The sequence below is a fragment of the Pararhodobacter sp. genome (genome assembly GCF_034676075.1).
Lineage (GTDB): Bacteria > Pseudomonadota > Alphaproteobacteria > Rhodobacterales > Rhodobacteraceae > Pararhodobacter.
Map to the genome: position 1 here is coordinate 1 of NZ_JAUCCQ010000082.1, position 16,710 is coordinate 16,710.

At 68.6% G+C, this 16,710-nt stretch carries 15 protein-coding genes; 8 read left to right on the forward strand and 7 right to left on the reverse strand.

Translation table 11 applies throughout. From position 1 onward, the window contains the following. Positions 1–103: 103 nt before the first annotated feature. The 5 genes from dnaN to mutM form a co-directional block, all read right to left on the reverse strand. The gene (dnaN, locus tag VDQ18_RS17005; RefSeq protein ID WP_323022112.1) at positions 104–1,222 is read right to left on the reverse strand and encodes a DNA polymerase III subunit beta; all 1,119 of its coding nucleotides are present in this window, start codon (positions 1,220–1,222) and stop codon (positions 104–106) included. A 130-nt stretch (positions 1,223–1,352) separates the two neighbouring features. Then, a complete protein-coding gene (gene dnaA / locus VDQ18_RS17010; protein ID WP_323022113.1) occupies positions 1,353–2,726 on the reverse strand; it encodes a chromosomal replication initiator protein DnaA in 1,374 nt (457 codons plus the stop codon). 449 nt (positions 2,727–3,175) lie between these two features. Beyond that, positions 3,176–3,442: a 30S ribosomal protein S20 gene (rpsT, locus tag VDQ18_RS17015; protein WP_323022114.1), complete on the reverse strand. Its 267-nt coding sequence runs from the start codon at positions 3,440–3,442 to the stop codon at positions 3,176–3,178. Positions 3,443–3,610: 168 nt separating this feature from the next. Continuing rightward, on the reverse strand, positions 3,611–4,387 hold the full coding sequence (locus tag VDQ18_RS17020) for an enoyl-CoA hydratase (RefSeq protein WP_323022115.1): 777 nt from the start codon (positions 4,385–4,387) through the stop codon (positions 3,611–3,613). A gap of 75 nt (positions 4,388–4,462) precedes the next feature. Further along, positions 4,463–5,326 carry a bifunctional DNA-formamidopyrimidine glycosylase/DNA-(apurinic or apyrimidinic site) lyase gene (gene mutM, locus VDQ18_RS17025; protein ID WP_323022126.1) on the reverse strand — a complete coding sequence of 288 codons (864 nt, stop codon included), beginning with the start codon at positions 5,324–5,326 and terminating at the stop codon, positions 4,463–4,465. 100 nt (positions 5,327–5,426) lie between these two features. Between mutM and ubiE the strand changes: the two genes are divergently transcribed. Both ubiE and ubiB read left to right on the forward strand, forming a co-directional pair. Continuing rightward, positions 5,427–6,179 carry a bifunctional demethylmenaquinone methyltransferase/2-methoxy-6-polyprenyl-1,4-benzoquinol methylase UbiE gene (gene ubiE, locus VDQ18_RS17030; protein WP_323022116.1) on the forward strand — a complete coding sequence of 251 codons (753 nt, stop codon included), beginning with the start codon at positions 5,427–5,429 and terminating at the stop codon, positions 6,177–6,179. A 1-nt stretch (position 6,180) separates the two neighbouring features. Beyond that, positions 6,181–7,710: a 2-polyprenylphenol 6-hydroxylase gene (gene ubiB, locus VDQ18_RS17035; RefSeq protein WP_323022117.1), complete on the forward strand. Its 1,530-nt coding sequence runs from the start codon at positions 6,181–6,183 to the stop codon at positions 7,708–7,710. A 1,527-nt stretch (positions 7,711–9,237) separates the two neighbouring features. Here the strand turns inward: ubiB and VDQ18_RS17040 are convergent. Further along, a complete protein-coding gene (locus tag VDQ18_RS17040) occupies positions 9,238–9,894 on the reverse strand; it encodes a flagellar hook capping FlgD N-terminal domain-containing protein (RefSeq protein WP_323022118.1) in 657 nt (218 codons plus the stop codon). Positions 9,895–9,903: 9 nt separating this feature from the next. After that, complete coding sequence (locus VDQ18_RS17045; RefSeq protein WP_323022119.1) at positions 9,904–10,536, reverse strand: flagellar hook-length control protein FliK; 633 nt, start codon at positions 10,534–10,536, stop codon at positions 9,904–9,906. A gap of 1,914 nt (positions 10,537–12,450) precedes the next feature. On the opposite strand from VDQ18_RS17045, the gene VDQ18_RS17050 reads away from it, so the two are divergent. The 6 genes from VDQ18_RS17050 (at position 12,451) to VDQ18_RS17075 (ending at position 16,266) form a co-directional block, all read left to right on the forward strand. Then, entirely contained in the window at positions 12,451–12,729 is a 279-nt protein-coding gene (locus tag VDQ18_RS17050; RefSeq protein WP_323022120.1) for a rod-binding protein, read from the forward strand. Further along, positions 12,726–13,097 carry a hypothetical protein gene (locus VDQ18_RS17055; protein ID WP_323022121.1) on the forward strand — a complete coding sequence of 124 codons (372 nt, stop codon included), beginning with the start codon at positions 12,726–12,728 and terminating at the stop codon, positions 13,095–13,097. Before VDQ18_RS17050 ends, VDQ18_RS17055 begins: the two co-directional genes overlap by 4 nt. Before the next feature lie 214 nt (positions 13,098–13,311). Continuing rightward, the gene (locus VDQ18_RS17060; RefSeq protein ID WP_323022122.1) at positions 13,312–14,589 is read left to right on the forward strand and encodes a flagellin; all 1,278 of its coding nucleotides are present in this window, start codon (positions 13,312–13,314) and stop codon (positions 14,587–14,589) included. A gap of 65 nt (positions 14,590–14,654) precedes the next feature. Beyond that, positions 14,655–15,038, forward strand: coding sequence for a flagellar biosynthesis regulator FlaF (gene flaF, locus VDQ18_RS17065; RefSeq protein ID WP_323022123.1), 384 nt, complete (start codon positions 14,655–14,657; stop codon positions 15,036–15,038). Continuing rightward, positions 15,035–15,442 carry a flagellar biosynthesis repressor FlbT gene (gene flbT, locus VDQ18_RS17070; RefSeq protein ID WP_323022124.1) on the forward strand — a complete coding sequence of 136 codons (408 nt, stop codon included), beginning with the start codon at positions 15,035–15,037 and terminating at the stop codon, positions 15,440–15,442. The genes flaF and flbT overlap by 4 nt, the downstream gene beginning before the upstream one ends. Then, positions 15,439–16,266 carry a DUF1217 domain-containing protein gene (locus tag VDQ18_RS17075; RefSeq protein ID WP_323022125.1) on the forward strand — a complete coding sequence of 276 codons (828 nt, stop codon included), beginning with the start codon at positions 15,439–15,441 and terminating at the stop codon, positions 16,264–16,266. The genes flbT and VDQ18_RS17075 overlap by 4 nt, the downstream gene beginning before the upstream one ends. Positions 16,267–16,710: the final 444 nt, after the last annotated feature.

A 16,710-nucleotide genomic window follows, 5' to 3' on the forward strand; every position in this document is an offset into this window, starting at 1 on the left:
TCTTTGCGCTGCAAATATCCTCGGGGGGTGAATTGGCCGCAGGCCAAGAGGGGGGCAGAAAGCCCCCCTGACCCGGTTTCCTGTGGTGCTGCGGTAAGGGGTCTCAGACCCGCATCGGCATCACGACATAGACCGCCGAGGCATCGGTGCCTTCGCGCACCAGCGCCGGCTCGCCCGAGGAGTTGAACAGGAAGACCGCATTCTCGCGGTCGATCTGGCTGGCGATCTCCAGCAGGTACTTGGCGTTGAAGCCGATCTCCAGATGATCGTCGCCGTAAGCCACGACCAGCTCTTCCTGCGCCATGCCGCTGTCGGGCGCGTTGACCGACAGCGTCAGCTTGTCCTCGTCGAGGATCAGCTTCACCGCGCGCGAGCGTTCGGACGACACCGTCGCCACCCGGTCCACCGCCTTGGCGAATTCGCTGGCGTCGACTTCCAGCCGCTTCTGGTTGCCCACCGGAATGACGCGGGAATAATCGGGGAAGGTCCCGTCGATGACTTTCGAGGTCAGGGCGATTTCCGCCGTGGCGAAGCGCACCTTGGTCTCGCTGACCGAAATCGCGATATCGGCCGCGTCGTCATCCAAGAGCTTCTTCAGCTCGTTCACCGTCTTGCGGGGCACGATCACGCCCGGCATGGCCTCCGCGCCCGGGGGCACCGGGCAGTCGATCCGCGCCAGCCGGTGGCCATCGGTCGCGACGCAGCGCAGCACGCGCCCGTCCTCGCCCTCGGCCACATGCATGTAGACGCCGTTCAGGTAATACCGCGTCTCTTCGGTCGAGATGGCGAACTTCGACTTCTCGAACAGGCGCTTCAGATCGCCCGCCTTGGCGGTGAAATTCGTCTGGTATTCCGACGAGGCCATGACCGGGAAATCCTCGCGCGGCAGGGTCGCCAGCGCGAAGGTCGAGCGTCCGGCCTCGACCGTCAGGCGCCCGGTGCGTTGGTCGTCGGTCAGCGAGACCAGCGCGCCGTCGGGCAGCTTGCGGACGATCTCGTGCAGCATCACCGCCGAGACGGTGGTGGCGCCGGCGCGTTCGACCATGGCGGCGGCCTTGTCCACGACCTCGATATCCAGATCGGTGGCGCGGAAGCTGACGGTGGCGCCTTCGGCCTCGATCAGGACGTTCGCCAGGATCGGGATCGTGTTGCGCCGCTCGACCACCGATTGAGCCTGCGCCACGGCCTTCAACAGCGTTGCGCGTTCGATGCTGAGCTTCATCGCCTTCCCTCCGACACATCAGGCCGGTGCCGACAACGCGCCGGCCCGGCCTGTCTTTTCTGGTTCCTGTTTGTTTGCGGCCCTTTGCCGCCGCCGTCAAGGTTCGCCGGGCGTTCCGGGCACCTGAGGCTCAGCTTTCCAGCAGACGGCGCAGCAGATCCAGGTCTTCGGACAGCTGGCTGTCCTGCGCGCGCAGTTCCTCGACCTTGCGGACGCCGTGCAGGATCGTCGTGTGGTCGCGCCCGCCGAAGCGGCGGCCGATCTCGGGCAGGGACCGCGTGGTCATGTGTTTGGCCAGATACATCGCCACCTGCCGGGGCCGGGCGATGGTGCGCAGGCGTTTCGGGCCGATCAGGTCCGACAGGCGCACGTTGTAATGTTCGGCGACCTTGCGCTGGATCTCCTCGACCGTGACCTTGCGCTCGGACGAGCGCAGGATGTCGGCCAAAGTGTCCTGCGTCATGTCGAGCGTGATCTCACGCCCCAGCAGCGAGGCCAGCGCAAAAAGGCGGGTCAGCGCCCCTTCCAGCACGCGGACGTTGGTGGTGATCCGGTGGGCGAGGAATTCCAGCACATCCGGCGCGATCGAGACATTGCCGTAATTGGCGCGGTTCTGATCGACCTTCTGTTGCAGGATGCCCAGCCGCAGCTCGTAATCGGTGGGGTGCAGGTCGACCACCAGCCCCGATTGCAGGCGCGACTTGATGCGTTCCTCCAGATCCTTGATCTCACCGGGCGCGCGGTCGGCCGAGATGACGATCTGCTTGTTCTGGTCGATCAAGGCGTTGAACGTGTGGAAGAATTCTTCCTGCGTGCTGTCCTTGCCGGCGATGAACTGCACGTCATCGACCATCAGGATATCGACCGAGCGGAACAGCGACTTGAAGTCCATGATCTGCTTTTCGCGCAGCGCCTGCACGAAGCGGTACATGAATTGCTCGGCGCTCAGATACAGCACCCGGGCTTCCGGGTTTCGCGCCTGAAGCTCCCAGGCGATGGCGTGCATCAGGTGGGTCTTGCCCAGCCCCACGCCGCCATAGAGGAACAGCGGGTTGAAGGTCACGGCCGCGCCCTCGGCCACCCGGCGGGCGGCGGCATGGGCCAGCGCGTTCGGCTTGCCGACCACGAAATTATCGAAGGTATAGCGCGCATCGAGCGGCGCGCCCGGCAGTTCCTCGCCCTGCGGTGCGGCCACGGCAGCATGGGCGCGCGGGGCGGCGGCGGCGGGACTATCCTCGGCCTCGGGCCGGGCGCCCGGGACGCGGACCTGCACCGCCAGGTCCAGGCGATGGACCTCGGCCCCGGCGGCGTTCAGCGCGCGCAGGATCTGGTCGGCGAAGTTGCGGTTCACCCAATTGGCGATGAAATTGGTCGGCGCGGCCAGCTGCGCGACGCCGCCCCGGAATCCGGTCAGCTCGAGCGGCGCGATCCAGGTGATGAAATTGCTTTCCCCGACAACGTCCCGAAGTTTCTTGCGGACATCGCCCCACACGCCGTTTGTCATTCTGTCCCAACCCATGACCGCGTCCGGATGGCGCGGTATTCTGTTCTCGTTCTTTCGCCCGGTAGACCCGGATCGCATGGCGCGACACATCGCCGGACCGGCCGCACGAGACGGCGGCAACAGACAAGAGGGGAGAGACCCGATCAGGCGGCAGCGCCTGAGCGGACAAACAACAACAACCCGGTTCCCAGAGCGGCAGCAAGGGCAGCGAATCGTCGCGGTTCAGGAGTGACCCCCCCAGGGCTTCGTGAATCGCATGGCAACGCTATCAAGCCCCCGGCGAGGCCTTCAACCGAACAACGTCCTTGACAGGAGAGGGGGCCGAAGGAATCGCCCTGGGCGTGGGTTTCGTGCCACACTCCCCCTGACGGCCCCCCGCAGGCAGGCATGAAAAAAGCGCACCCGAGGTGCGCTTTTTCTAGTCTTAACAGGGCGTTAACCTTCGCGGATCAGGCGTTCAGGGCCTTCACGCGCGAGGTCAGGCGCGACATTTTGCGGGCCGCGGTGTTCTTATGCAGGACGCCTTTCGACACGCCGCGGGCCAGTTCCGGCTGGGCTTCCAGCAGGGCGGTTTTCGCGGCTTCGGCGTTGCCCGAGGCAAGCGCTTCTTCCACCTTGCGCAGGTAGGTGCGGATGCGCGAACGGCGGGCTTTGTTCACTTCAAAGCGGGCCTCGTTCTGACGGGCGCGCTTTTTGGACTGGGGCGTATTGGCCATGGTCTGGGCTCTTTCCGGGTCTGTTACAATATCGTTGCACTCAGACCCTCCGATCCGCCGGAACAGGTTCCGTCTGGATCAGGTCGATTCTCGCCTAAGCGGGCCCACGCGCATGTGGGGCGGTCCATAAGCCAACCGCCGGAAAAAGAAAAGGGGGGAAATCCCCCCTCACCTGTCGCGGAACTGCGCCTCGCGCTTTTCGAGGAAGGCGCCCATGCCCTCTTTCTGGTCCTCGGTGCTGAAGAGCGCGTGGAAGATCCGCCGCTCGAACAGGATCCCTTCGCGCAGCGTCGTCTCGTAGCTGCGGTTGACGGCTTCCTTCACCACCTTGGTGGCGATGCCCGACTTCGACGCGATCTTCTGCGCCGCGGCCATGGCTTCCTCCATCAGCTTCTTGGTTGGCACCACGCGGCTGACGAGGCCCGAGCGTTCGGCCTCCTCGGCATCCATGAAGCGGCCGGTGAGGTGCATGTCCATCGCCTTGGACTTGCCGACGAAGCGGGTCAGGCGCTGGGTGCCACCGATCCCGGCGACGACGCCGAGGTTGATCTCGGGCTGGCCGAATTTGGCGTTCTCGGCGCAGATGATGAAGTCGCACATCATCGCCAGCTCGCAACCACCGCCCAGGGCATAGCCCGCCACCGCGGCGATGACCGGCTTGCGCACGGCCAGCAGCGCGTCGGTCTCGGGCGTGAAGAAATCGCTCTCGAACATGTCGACGAAGCTTTTGCCCGCCATTTCCGAGATATCGGCCCCGGCCGCGAAGGCCTTTTCCGAACCGGTGATGATGATCGCCCGGACCTTGTCGTTGCGGTCGGCGGCCTTCAGCGCCTCGGCCAGTTCGCCCAGCAGTTTCGAGTTCAGCGCGTTCAGCGCCTCGGGCCGGTTCAGCCGGATCGTGGCCACATAATGGTCGATCTCGACGAGGATGGTTTCATACGCCATGAGGGTTTCCCTGTGGTCGTTCACTCGCCCGTGTCTAGCAGCCCCGGCCCCGGGATCAAGGCATCTCTCGTCGCCCTATCGCTGGCAGGTCGCGCAGTAATAGCTGGACCGCCCGCCCTGCACGATGCGCTGCACCGAGCCGGTGCAACCGGGGGTAGGGCAGGGCGCGCCCGCGCGGTCATAGACGCGGAAGGAATGCTGGAAATAGCCCAGCTCACCATCCGCCTGCCGGTAATCCCTGAGCGAGGATCCCCCGGCCTCGATCGCCTCGGCCAGCACGGCGCGGATATCGCCGACCAGCCGCTCCAGCCCCTCGCGGGAGATGCTGCCGCCCGCGCGTTCGGGATGGATGCCGGCGCGGTGCAGCGCTTCGGACACGTAGATATTGCCCAGCCCCGCCACGATCCGCTGATCCAGCAGCAGGACCTTCACCGGCCCCTTGCGCCCCTTCAGCCGCGCTTCCAGCAGATCGGCGTGGAAATCGTTGCCCAGCGGCTCCGGCCCCAGCGCCGCCAGCAGCGGATGCGCTTCCGCCCGGTCGGTCTGCATCAGGTCCATGGCCCCGAAGCGGCGGGCGTCGTTGAAGGTCACCCGCGCCCCGTCGCCCATGTCGAAGACCACGTGGTCGTGTTTCTCGGGCAGGGGATGGGTGTGGTGGAACTGGCCCGGCACATAGGGCGCGGCGATGCCTGAGACGGTCATCCGCCCGGTCATCCCCAGATGCACCAGCAGCGTCTCGCCGGTGCTGAGATCGGCGAGGATGTACTTGGACCGCCGCCTGAGCCGCTCGATCCCGGCGCCGGTCAGCCGTTCGGCCATCCGCTCGGGGAAGGGCCAGCGCAGGTCCGGGCGGCGCACCTCGGCCCGTTCGATGCGCTTTCCCTCCATCGCCGGGACCAGCCCACGGCGCACGGTTTCGACCTCGGGCAATTCGGGCAAGGGGCAGGCTCCGGCGAAAAGGGGTCGCATTGTGAGGGAGGCCATCCTCGGCTAAGGAAGAGCGCAAGACAAGATCACCGCGCAGGATCAGGGGAAAGCCATGAGCCCGGATAACCGCACCACGCATTTCGGCTTCCAGACCGTCGACGAGGACCAGAAGGCCGGGATGGTGCACGGGGTCTTTTCCTCGGTCGCCTCCAAGTACGACGTGATGAACGACCTGATGAGCCTGGGCATTCACCGCGTCTGGAAGGATGCGATGATGGATTGGCTCGCCCCCCGCGCCGGCCAGCACCTGCTCGATGTGGCGGGCGGCACCGGCGACGTGGCCTTCCGCTTCCTCGGCCGGGCGGGCGAGACGGCGCGTGCGACGGTCTGCGACATGACCGCGCCGATGCTGGAGGAAGGCCGCAAGCGGGCCGAGGCCGAGAAACTGGCGGAACGGCTGGACTGGGTCTGCGGCGACGCGATGGCGCTGCCCTTCCCCGACAACACCTTCGACGTCTACACCATCAGCTTCGGCATCCGGAACGTGGTCCGTATCCCCGACGCGCTGAAGGAAGCCCACCGCGTGCTGCGCCCCGGCGGGCGGTTGATGGTGCTGGAATTCAGCCAAATCCCCAACGAGGGGCTGCAAAAGCTCTACGACCTCTATTCCTTCAACGTCATTCCCCGCATGGGGCAGGCGGTGGCGGGCGATCGCGACAGCTATCAGTATCTGGTCGAATCGATCCGCAAATTCCCCGATCAGGAAACCTTCGCCGCCATGATCCGCAGCGCGGGTTTCCAGCAGGTGAAGTACCGCAACCTGTCGATGGGCATCGCCGCGTTGCATTCGGGGTGGAAGATCTGACGTGAAGGGCCCGCATAACCTCTGGCGGCTGATCCGAACCGGCGCCACCTTCGAGCGCACCGGCGCCATGCGCGTGGTGCTGGAGGCGATGAATGTCCCGCCCCGGCTGCGCTTCGTGGCGCGGGTCATGGGCTGGCCCTTCGCCTGGCTGGGGCTCAAGGGCGACCCGGCCCTGCCGCCGGTGACCCGGGCGCTGACCGCGCTGGGTCCGGCCTATATCAAGTTCGGACAGATCCTCTCCACCCGGCCCGATATCGTCGGCCTCGATCTGGCCAACCAGCTGCGCTATTTGCAGGACAAGCTGCCCGCCTTCCCCACCGCCCAGGCCCGCGCCCTGATCGAGGCCGAGCTTGAGCGCCCGGTCGAGGCGATGTTCTCGGAATTCAGCGACCCGGTCGCCGCTGCCTCCATCGCCCAGGTCCATCACGCGCGGGTGGCCGAGACGGGCGAGGAAGTCGCGGTGAAGGTGCTGCGCCCGGGGATCGTGAAGGCCTTCCGCCGCGACATCGACGCCTTCTATTTCGCCGCCGGTATGATCGCGCGGCTGCTGCCCTCCACCCGCCGCCTGCGCCCCACCGATGTGATCGCCCATTTCGAGGGCGTGGTGATGGGCGAGCTGGACCTGCGGCTGGAAACCGCCGCCGCCGCCGAATTCGCCGCCAATACCGCGGGCGACCGGGGCTTCCGCGTGCCCCAGCCGGTCTGGCACCTGTCCGGCCGTCAGGTGATGACGCTGGGCTGGGCCGAGGGCGCGCCCTTGGGCGACAATGCCGCCATCGACGCGCTGGGCGTCGACCGGATGGAGCTGGGCGAGCGGGTGCTGCAGCTCTTCCTCAAGCACGCGCTGCGGGACGGGTATTTCCACGCCGACATGCATCAGGGCAACCTGAAGGTGGCGGCGAACGGCGACCTCATTGCCTATGATTTCGGTATCATGGGGGTGCTCGACGAATACACCCGCCGGGTCTACGCCGAGATCCTGTTCGGCTTCATCCGCAAGGATTACCGCCGCGTCGCCGAGGTGCATTTCGAGGCGGGCTATGTCCCCGCCGACCGCGATGTCGAGGAATTCGCCCGGGCGCTGCGCTCGGTGGGCGAGCCGATCTTCGGCATGGACGCGAGCCGCATCTCGATGGCGCGGCTCCTCAATTACCTGTTCGAGGTGACCGAGCGTTTCGGCATGCAGACCCGGACCGAGCTGATCCTGCTTCAGCGCACCATGGTCGTGGTCGAGGGGGTGGCGCGGTCCCTCAACCCCTCGATCAACATCTGGCATGTCGCGCAGCCGGTGGTCGAGGAATACATCCGCAACAACCTCGGCCCCGCCGCGCTGGCCCGCGATCTGGGCCGGGCGTTGACGGTGATGGCCCGGTTCGGGCCGCATCTGCCCGGCGCGGTCGAGGGCGCCCTGATCCGCCTGCGCGCCCCCGCCGACCCCCTCCCGCCCCGCCGCTCGCTCGCCCCCCTGGCCTGGTTCATCGCCGGCGCCGCGGTGACCTGGGCCGCCTTCGCGACCTGGCTGGCGGCCTGACGGCGGGTCCCGGCGCGTCGCTTGAGGATAGGGTGGGGCCAGCGTGTCCCGGGGTGGTGTGTTCCGGGGTCAAGCCCTTCGCCTTGTTGCAAAAAGCGCCGCATCACCGACCCGCAGAGCCCGAACGGGGCGGGGCCGAAGCGATGCCTCGAAGGCCCGCCTGAGGGCCGCGTCTTCGCACGGAGCCCAGCGTCCCGCCCGCGGATCACCGGCCGGACCTGACCCCCAAGCATCGCCCGGCGAGCGCAAGCGACCTAACCGCCCATCGCAAGACAGCTTCGCTACCCCGGTTTTGCTGTGACCCGCCGTCTCCCACTGCGCTGCTTACCCCCGTGCCCGGGCTGATCGGCAAGCTTCACGCTAGCGGAGCCCAGCCCCATCCCAGCAGCTTCCCCACGCGCCGCGTCCCCGCTCTTTGCCGAACCTGCACCGGCGAATTCTACGCGGCTGCCTCGCCCCACGGCCGCTGCAACACCACAAGACGCAGCCCCAAGCCTCGCCTCTGCAGCATTCCCGCGCGCGGCTGCCGCCACGCCGACCGCTTCCGGGCCGCAGTCAGGCTTGGCGCTGAGCCCCCTGATCCTGAAGAGATCGCGCCTGAAATCCAACGCCCGCCCCCGCTTCGGCGGCATCGGGGAAGCAAGCGACCCTGCGATTTCCCTTTGTGGCCGCCCTCGTGAGGCGCGGCCGAGCTGCGGGTCCTTTCGAAGGGCCGGGTTTTCCTCACAGAGAACGGCTCTGCACCCGACTTGCTCAGTCTTAAAAGCCAATGATCCCCGGAAGGATCGCGCAGAGCTGCGGGCGTCTTCATCGTCCGGGGGCCGACCCCAGGCGGCCCACCGCAGTGGCTGTCACCCGAGGCCGGATCAGCGGGCCAGAGGCAGGGCAGGCGCGAAGCTGCCGCGTTTCAGCCGGAGCTCCTGCCTCCCCTGAAGCCCCGTTTGCCGTGAAACGTAGCGCCGCCGGGGACCGGGAGGGGAACGAGGTTGGACCCGAGGCACCCATTCCCATGGCGGGGGCAGGCAGCCTCGCGAAGCGGTAGATGGGCGGGATACCCGGAACCTCCCCGCCGAGGTCAAAGGGCGAACATTCCTGTGGTCCACCGTTCACCCACAAGGGGGGAGAGGGGTTTCGCCCTTGGCCGGAACGCCTCCGGCGCTCAGCCCTCGGGCGACCAGGCGCGCCGGGCGTAACGCCCGCCGCGCGGGGCTTGCTTGGCGGGTGGAGCCCTGCTGCGGGGCTTGCTTGGAGGACGGAGCGCTGCTGCGGTCGCCAGCCTGCCGGGTCAGCGACGTGTATCTTGCGACTCTGGCTGCCACTTGCCCGTCCTCAGGAGCCCGCAGCGCCCATGGTCTCGTCCGTGCCTCATCGCCAGCACAGGGCAGGCCGGTCTCCGCCAGCCAGCTCTCACCATCAATCTCCGCCGTGGACCGTGGGGTCATCCGCCCCGGCAGTTCCCCGCCACAGCCCGCGGCGCGCGGCGGCCCGGATATCACCCGGCCGCCGCCCGAAACCCGCCTCAGCCGCTCAGTTCGCCGGTTCGGCCTCCGGCCGGCGCAGGCCCGTGACTTGCGAACTCTCGACATAGAGCCCGCCGGGCAGCACCAGCAGGGTCATCCCGTTCTCATAGCGCGCCTCGAGGATCGGCACATAGGCGGCGACCGGCTGGGTATCCAGCGTCTCGCCGTCCAGGGTCGAGTCGATCTCGAAGGAATAGGTGCCGGGGGGCAACAGGGCGCCATCGCCGTCGCGCCCGTCCCAGCTGTAGCTCTGCGCCTGCGGGTCGAGGGTGCGGCTGTCGACGATCCGCCCCTCCTCGTCCCGTACGACCAGCGTGACCGACTCAGCCCCGAGCGCCGGATCCGGGGTCAGCGCGATCGGCGTCCCGTCGAAATGCGCGCCGCCATAGATCCGGGCCTCCATCCCCACCCAGCCGCCCAGGTCGGCCAGCCCGGTCTGCCCCAGCATCGAGGCCAGCAGCTGGTTGGTGTAGGTCTGCTGCTCGACCCCGGCGAAGGTGGCGAGCTGCACGGCGAAATCCGAGGCCGATTGCGGGTTCAGCGGATCCTGGTTCTGCATCTGCGTCGTCAGCATCCGCAGGAAGGTGACGAAATCCGATTGTTCCGGCGTGCCGGTGGCGGAGGCGGAGGACCCGAAGGATCCGAAGCTCGAGGCGATTTCCATGAGGTCCTCTCAGAGGCGAAGGTCGAGGTGATCGCGCGCGCGCAGCGGCGGCGCGGGCGCGGGTTGGGTCTGGGGCCGGGGATCGGCCGGGGGGGCGCCGGGGGAGGCGGTCTGCGAGGGCGGGGCGTGCGGCGTGGCCTGCTGCCCGGCGCCGCCCGCATTGCCGCCCGAGAAACGCAGCGACAGCTGGTCATGGCCCAGCGCCCGCAGATCCTGCTCCAGCGCGCCGATATGCCGCCGCATCAGGTCGAGCGTTTCGGGCCGTTCGGCATGCACGATCAGCAGGCTGCCGGTCTCATGGCTGACCAGTTTCAGGCGGACATGGCCCAGCTCCTCGGGCTTGAGGGCCAGGTCGAAGCTGCCGGGACCGGGGGTCTCCAGCCGGGCGGCGATCTGCTGGGCGATCCGGTGCGGCATGTCGAGGGGGGGTGATGCCCCGGGGCGCGGGTCGGCCGAGGCCTCGGCCCTGTGCGGCGCGTCGAGGCGCTGCACGACCTCGACCACCGGGTCACGGGAAGGCCCGGGATCGGCGGTGCCGGGGGGCGGGGCGAGGCCCCCTCCCGGCGGGGACAGGGCCGGGCCGGGAGGGGCGGCTTTCGGGTCTGGGCCGGTGGCTCCGGTGACGGGGCGCGCGACGGGCATCGCCGCGCCCTGGTGTGGCGCAACGGGCCGGACGGCCGCGGCTGTCGCCGGGGCGCGGGGCAGTTCGCTCGCGGCAAAGACGGCGCGGGCCGGGCCGTAGGGATCCCGCGCGGGCAGGGAGGAGGTCCGGGGTGGCGGCACGGGTGCAGCGGCCTCCGGCGGCGGAGCCAGGGGCGCCGGGTCGGGTTGACGGGCGACTATCGGCGCCCCGGGGACCATCGGAGCGGCGGCGGGAAGGCTTGCCGAGGCCTGTAGCCGCGGGGCGGGGTCGGCGGCGGGGACTGGTTGGGGGGCCACGGGACGGAGGGCGGGCGGGTCCTGCGCCGGGAGGCCAGGGGCGGTGGGCGCGCTCACCGGGGGTGTTGGGGTCGTGGCCTGTAGGAGGGCCTCCGTGCGAGGGGCGGAAGGTTGGTTGCCGGGCGGCAGAGCCGGGACCGCCGCTGCGGTCATCAGGACGGGCGGCGCCTCGCGTCGCTGCCGCGCCGGGACTGCCCCGGGGACCCTGGGTCCGGCCTGCGGTGGCGCTTCGGGCTGCGGCACGGGGCCGGTGGCGGGTTGCGCGGCGGTGACGGGCGCGAGTGGCCCGGCCGCGTCGGCCACAGGGGTCTGCGCCTGTGTCGGAGCGAGGGGCGGAGCGCGCAAGGGGGCCGCGGTTTCCAGGGCGTCGGACGGTGTTTGCCTGGTGGGCGACGGAGGGGGGGGCACTTGCCGGGTTTGCGTCCGATCCGGCGCCGTCTGATCGGGCTGCGCCTGATGGCGTTCCGTCTGCCGGGGCTGGACCTGAGTGAGCGGAGGCTCGATCCGCCCTGTCAGAGAGGCCTGGGAGGGTGGCGCAGCGCCGGGCAGGTGCCGTCCAGATTGATCGGGCTGCGCCCCATTGGGCCCCGCCTGCCCGGACTGGGCTTGATCGATTCGCGTGGGAACACTCCCCGCCAGAGGCGCCAGTGTTAGTTGCGGGGCGGGCTGCGCGGTGCCTCCTTGATCTGACCGGGCCTGAGGCGGCCTTGCTTGATCGGATCGCTGGTGTAGCGCGGCGATCCCCTGCGCGCCCGGTGCGACCTCGGGCCCGAGGCGTGACGGCTCGGCCTGACCTTCCGGGCTGAGCAGCGGCGGAGGGGGTTCTGGTGTGCTCTGTCCGGCGGGGGCGCGGGCTTGCGCAGGTTGGGTGCTCGCTTCAGGCGCTGAGCCCTGGCTCACGGGCGCCAGCGGGTCGGTGAGCGCAGGGGGCTGCGGCGTGGCCTGGGCGACAGGTGCTGCCTGCGCCCCAAGCGGGCGGGGCGTCAGAGGCGGATCGGCGGGGCGCGTGTCCGGGGTCGGGCTGCCGACGAGCGGCTGGTCGGGTGCCGGAGCCTCTGCCGCCGTGCCGTGGGAGACGGCGGCGTCGGATTGAACCGGCCCGGGCAGGGCCCCGGCGACGAAGGGGGCGACGCCAGGCCCGTCCAGCACCAGACGGGCTCGCAGTAGCGATTCGCGCCCCGGCACCCCCGGCGTGCTGGCCTGATCGGCGGGGTCCGCCGGGGCCGTTTCCCCCTCCGGCAGGGCCAGAAAGGCGCCGAACGCGCTGTCCGGGCTGATAACGGTCATGTCGGGCGTGCCCGCGACCTCGGGCTCCGGTGCGGCGGCTTCCGGCACCTCCTCCCCCTCCGGGGGAGCCTCGCCCACGGGCCCGTCGCCCGGAACCGGTTGCTCCGAGGCCATCATCGCCCTGAGCCGGCCCAGCACCGCGGCGAAATCCGCACCCTCGGGCAGCGCGGCCACCGGGCGCGGCGTGCCCCGGGGCAGGGGCGTATTCTCGGCGGTGACCAGGGGCATCATGCCGGACCTCCGTTCTGGATCTCCGAACCCTAGCAGCCGGTGGTTACCGCTTCTTTACCGCCACCTGCCAGGATTTGGCATCCGCATCAGGAGGTTCCGATGATCCAACCCGTTGCCCTGCCGACCGCGCCAGCGCCGCCCGACGCCCTGCGCCGCAGCGCCGAGGCGCTGGAAGCCGCCTTTCTGGCCGAGATGCTGAAAAGCGCCGGGGCCTTCCGACCGACCGAGGGCCCGGGGTCGGGCGGCGAGGGCGAGGCGCATTTCGCCTCGTTCCTGGCCGATGAACAGGCCCGCGCCATGGTCGCCCGCGGCGGTATCGGTCTGGCCGATTCGATCGAACACGCGCTGCGCCTGCGCGCGGGCGGAGCGGCGCCATGAGCGCGCGCGCCATGTCCCGGGGCGACCTCAGGCGCCTCGCCGCGCTTTTGCGACAGGAACGTGCGGCGCTGACCCGCGGCGATTACGCGCGGCTCGAGGCACTGGCGCCGCGCAAGATCCAGCTGCTGGAACGGCTTGAGGCGGGCGAACCGCTGCCCGGCACGCCCGCCAACCGCGACCTCGCGGCCGAGATCCGCGCGACCGCCACCCGCAACGCCCGCCTGTTCGAGGCCGCCATCGCCGGGATCCACGAGGCGCGCGCGCTGCTGCTGCGCGCGCGGGATCGCGGGCGCGGTCAGACCTATGGCGCGAACGGCAGCCGCGCCGCGCTCGAACCCGCCGCCGGAAGCCTGCACCGGCGGGCCTGATACCCCTCCGTCGCGTTGGATTTGACGGAAATTGGCATCGCAGCGGGGGCAGGGTTTAAGCCGTTATTAGCACTTCACCCCGAGTCTGGCTGAGCACCGACCAGGTGGCGCGTCATCCGGAAACCGGACAGCCGCAGGTCCAGAATGGGCTTGGCCGCCGTTCTCGAACGGCACGAAACCGGCGTGAAACACGCCATGTGACAAGGGAAAATCCATGTCCTCCATTCTGACCAACAGCACTGCCATGGTGGCGTTGCAGACCCTCAAGTCGATCAACGCCAACATGGGGAAAACCCAGAACGAGATCTCGACGGGCAAATCGGTATCGAGCGCCCGCCAGAACTCGGCCGTCTGGGCCATCTCCAAGACCATGGAATCGGACGTCAAGGGCTTCAAGGGAATCGCCGATTCGCTCGCTCTGGGCTCCTCGACCGTCGCCACCGCGCGCTCGGCCTCGGAGCAGATCACCGACCTTCTGACGGAGATCAAGGGCAAGATCGTCGCCGCCCAGGAAGACAACGTCGACCGGGAGAAGATCCAGACCGACGTCGCTGCCCTGCGCAACCAGATCTCCACGATCGTCGGCGCGGCGCAGTTCAACGGCCTGAATCTGCTGTCCAACCGCCAGAGCGGCGCCACGGTTGCCAATATCGTCGGCAACACGGGTAACGGTGCTGGCATTCTCGGGTCGGGCACCGTCAGCATCCTGTCGTCGCTCGATCGCAGCAGCGGCGGGACCGTCACGGCCTCGTCGATCACCGCCGCCAAGGCCGACCTGGGCACCCAGGCCTCGGTTCAGGGTGCGGGCACCGATCTCGCCGCGGGTGCGGTGACCGGTGCGGGCGCGATCGCCACCGGGGCCACCGGCACGCTCACCATCGTCGGTGACGTGGGCACGGCGGCACGCGGGGGCAACCGCGTCCTCGCGGGCGATTCCTACACCATCGGCGGTCTGACCGGCGTGTCCGGTGCCGTTCGCTACGTCGCCCGTGATGGCGATACGGTGAACGACATCGCCAGCGCCCTGAACGACATGCTGAACTTCCAGGCCGCGAAATCGGGGATTGCCATCTCGTCCACCGTGTCGGGCGCGGCGATCACCGTCACCAACGGCACCACGGCGGGCATCACCACCGCGATGACGCTGAACTCGGGCGGTACGGCGGGCGGCGGGCTGGAGATCCTCTCCAGCGTCGACGTCTCGACCTCGCAGGGCGCCGAGGCGGCGCTCAGCGCCATCGAGGGCCTGACCCAGACCGCGATCGAGGCTGCGGCCAACTTCGGTTCGGTCCAGGGACGGATCGAGATCCAGAGCGAATATGTCTCCAACCTGATGGATTCGCTCAAATCGGGGATCGGTTCGCTGGTCGACGCCAACATGGAAGAAACCTCGGCGCGCCTGCAGGCGCTCCAGGTGCAGCAGCAGCTGGGTATCCAGGCTCTGTCGATCGCCAACCAGGCGCCGCAGAACATCCTGGCGCTCTTCCGCTAAGGCCTCGGGCCGGGGCTTCTGCCCCGGCCCATCCCCTCCATGTCTTCGCACCATGAGGCCTTGAGATGAGTGTTGCCGCCCATGCGCGTACCAGTTACGGCGATCACGCCCGTGCGCTGAAAACCCCGCGTGATATCGAATATGACGTGCTGGCCCGAATCACCGGCCGCATCCAGTCGGAACTTCCGCACCAGCCGGGCAAGATCACCCTGGCCCTGACCATGGCTCTGAACGACAACCGCCGCCTCTGGGCCACCTTCGCCACCGATCTCGCCAATCCGGACAATGGCTTTCCCGTCGATCTGCGGGCCCGGCTCTTCTCGCTGGCCGAATTCACCCTCAAGCACACCACGCAGGTGCTGACCGGCCGTGCCCGTGCCGATGTGCTGGCCGAGATCAACACCGCAGTGATGCGCGGCTTGCGACCGACCGGGGGGGCGCGGCCATGAGCGGCCTGATCCTCAAGCTCGCCCCGCATGAGCGCGTGCTGATCAACGGCGCGGTGATCGAGAATGGCGAGCGCCGCTCGCGCCTGTCGATCGTCACGCCCAACGCCAATATCCTGCGGCTCAGGGATGCGATCCACCCCGGCGAGGTCTCGACGCCTGTGCGCCGCGTCGCCTATATCGCCCAGCTGGTCCTGTCGGGCGATGCCGCGCCGGAGGAAGCGACGCCGCAATTGCTGCGCGGAATCGAGCAGCTCAGCCAGGTGCTGACCGATCCCGACAGCCGGGCCCTGCTGGACCGCGCCAGCCAGGCGGTACTGGACGGCGAATTCTATCCCGCCATGCGCCATTTGCGGGCGCTCCTTCCCCGGGAGGAGCGGCTCTTCGCGGCCGCGACTCGGCAATGAGCTTCCAGCCGATCCTGCCCTTGGACGGCTATGTCGGCTGGCGCTTCCTGCAACGGACGCTGGACAAGCAGCAGGCTGCGGCGAACGCCGCCCCGCAGCTGCAACGCGACGAGGCGCATTTTCGCGAGAAGATCGCCTCGATCACCAGCGCCGAGGAATTGGTCAAGGACCGCCAGCTGCTCTCGGTGGCGCTGACCGCCTTCGGCTTGCAGGATGATCTGCCCAACCGCGCCTATATCCAGAAAGTCCTGGAAAGCCCGGCCAAGGAGGAGGGAAGCTTCGTCAACCGCCTCACCGACCGCCGCTACAAACAGCTGAACGCGGCCTTCGGGTTCGGTGATACCTATGTCTCGTGGAACCAGATCGACGAGACCTTCGCCGACCGCATGGTTGCGGCCTATCGCGACCAAAGCTTCGAGGTCGCGGTCGGGGCGCAAAACGAATCGATGCGGCTGGCGCTGGGTCTGCAACGCGACCTGGCCGATCTGGCCCGGCAGGACAGCAGCGAACTGACACGCTGGTACACGGTGCTGGGCACCGGCAGCCTGCGCGCGGTCTTCGAGACCGCCTTCATGCTGCCCACGGGCTTCGGCGCGCTCGATCTCGACCGGCAGGTCGAGATTCTGCAGGGGCGGATGGAACAGCTGACCGGCTTGGATACGATCAGTCAGTTCAAGGATCCTGAAGCCGTGGACACCCTGATTCGGCGCTATTTCCTGGCCGGTCAGGTGAAGGCGATTCAGGACAATGCGGTCGCCGGCAGCGGCGCGCTGACGCTTCTGCAGAATGGCCAGGCCTCGCTCCGCAGCATTCTGGGGCGCTGAGTTGCGGGAAGCTGGAGGAAAGACAGGGTCGGTCGGGCGCGTCGGGCGTTCAAAGCGATGATCTCCCGGACCGCAGGGCCGACCTATGGAAGCCACGGACGCAAGGATTCGCTGCGCTGATTCGGGTCCGAGAAGCAGGCCGGTCTGACATCCGAGAGGCTGGCAACCAAGCCCGCCTGGTCCCCGGGGGAATTGAGGCCAGACTGATCCGAACCAGAAGCGCGCGGGGGAGGTAGGAGCGAATTCGAGTACAGAGCCCCGGGCGGTGAGGGCTGCTGGTCTTGGGTTTCGGACCTCCGGCTCAAGACCCGGACAGCAGATTCGCCAACGCCGAAAAGTTGATCCCGGGGGCTTGCGCTCGGACCAGTGCCCGTGGAACCCAAGCTCGGAAGCTCGGAAGCTCGGAAGCTCGGAAGCTCGGAAGCTCGGAAGCTCGGAAGCTCG

Coding starts and splice junctions, on each gene's coding strand:
- dnaN (WP_323022112.1), bottom strand. CDS start 1,222: ATGAAGCTCAGCATCGAACGCGCAACGCTGTTGAAGGCCGTGGCGCAG.
- dnaA (WP_323022113.1), bottom strand. CDS start 2,726: ATGACAAACGGCGTGTGGGGCGATGTCCGCAAGAAACTTCGGGACGTT.
- rpsT (WP_323022114.1), bottom strand. CDS start 3,442: ATGGCCAATACGCCCCAGTCCAAAAAGCGCGCCCGTCAGAACGAGGCC.
- VDQ18_RS17020 (WP_323022115.1), bottom strand. CDS start 4,387: ATGGCGTATGAAACCATCCTCGTCGAGATCGACCATTATGTGGCCACG.
- ubiE (WP_323022116.1), top strand. CDS start 5,427: ATGAGCCCGGATAACCGCACCACGCATTTCGGCTTCCAGACCGTCGAC.
- VDQ18_RS17040 (WP_323022118.1), bottom strand. CDS start 9,894: ATGGAAATCGCCTCGAGCTTCGGATCCTTCGGGTCCTCCGCCTCCGCC.
- VDQ18_RS17045 (WP_323022119.1), bottom strand. CDS start 10,536: ATGCCCGTCGCGCGCCCCGTCACCGGAGCCACCGGCCCAGACCCGAAA.
- VDQ18_RS17050 (WP_323022120.1), top strand. CDS start 12,451: ATGATCCAACCCGTTGCCCTGCCGACCGCGCCAGCGCCGCCCGACGCC.
- VDQ18_RS17055 (WP_323022121.1), top strand. CDS start 12,726: ATGAGCGCGCGCGCCATGTCCCGGGGCGACCTCAGGCGCCTCGCCGCG.
- VDQ18_RS17060 (WP_323022122.1), top strand. CDS start 13,312: ATGTCCTCCATTCTGACCAACAGCACTGCCATGGTGGCGTTGCAGACC.
- flaF (WP_323022123.1), top strand. CDS start 14,655: ATGAGTGTTGCCGCCCATGCGCGTACCAGTTACGGCGATCACGCCCGT.
- flbT (WP_323022124.1), top strand. CDS start 15,035: ATGAGCGGCCTGATCCTCAAGCTCGCCCCGCATGAGCGCGTGCTGATC.
- VDQ18_RS17075 (WP_323022125.1), top strand. CDS start 15,439: ATGAGCTTCCAGCCGATCCTGCCCTTGGACGGCTATGTCGGCTGGCGC.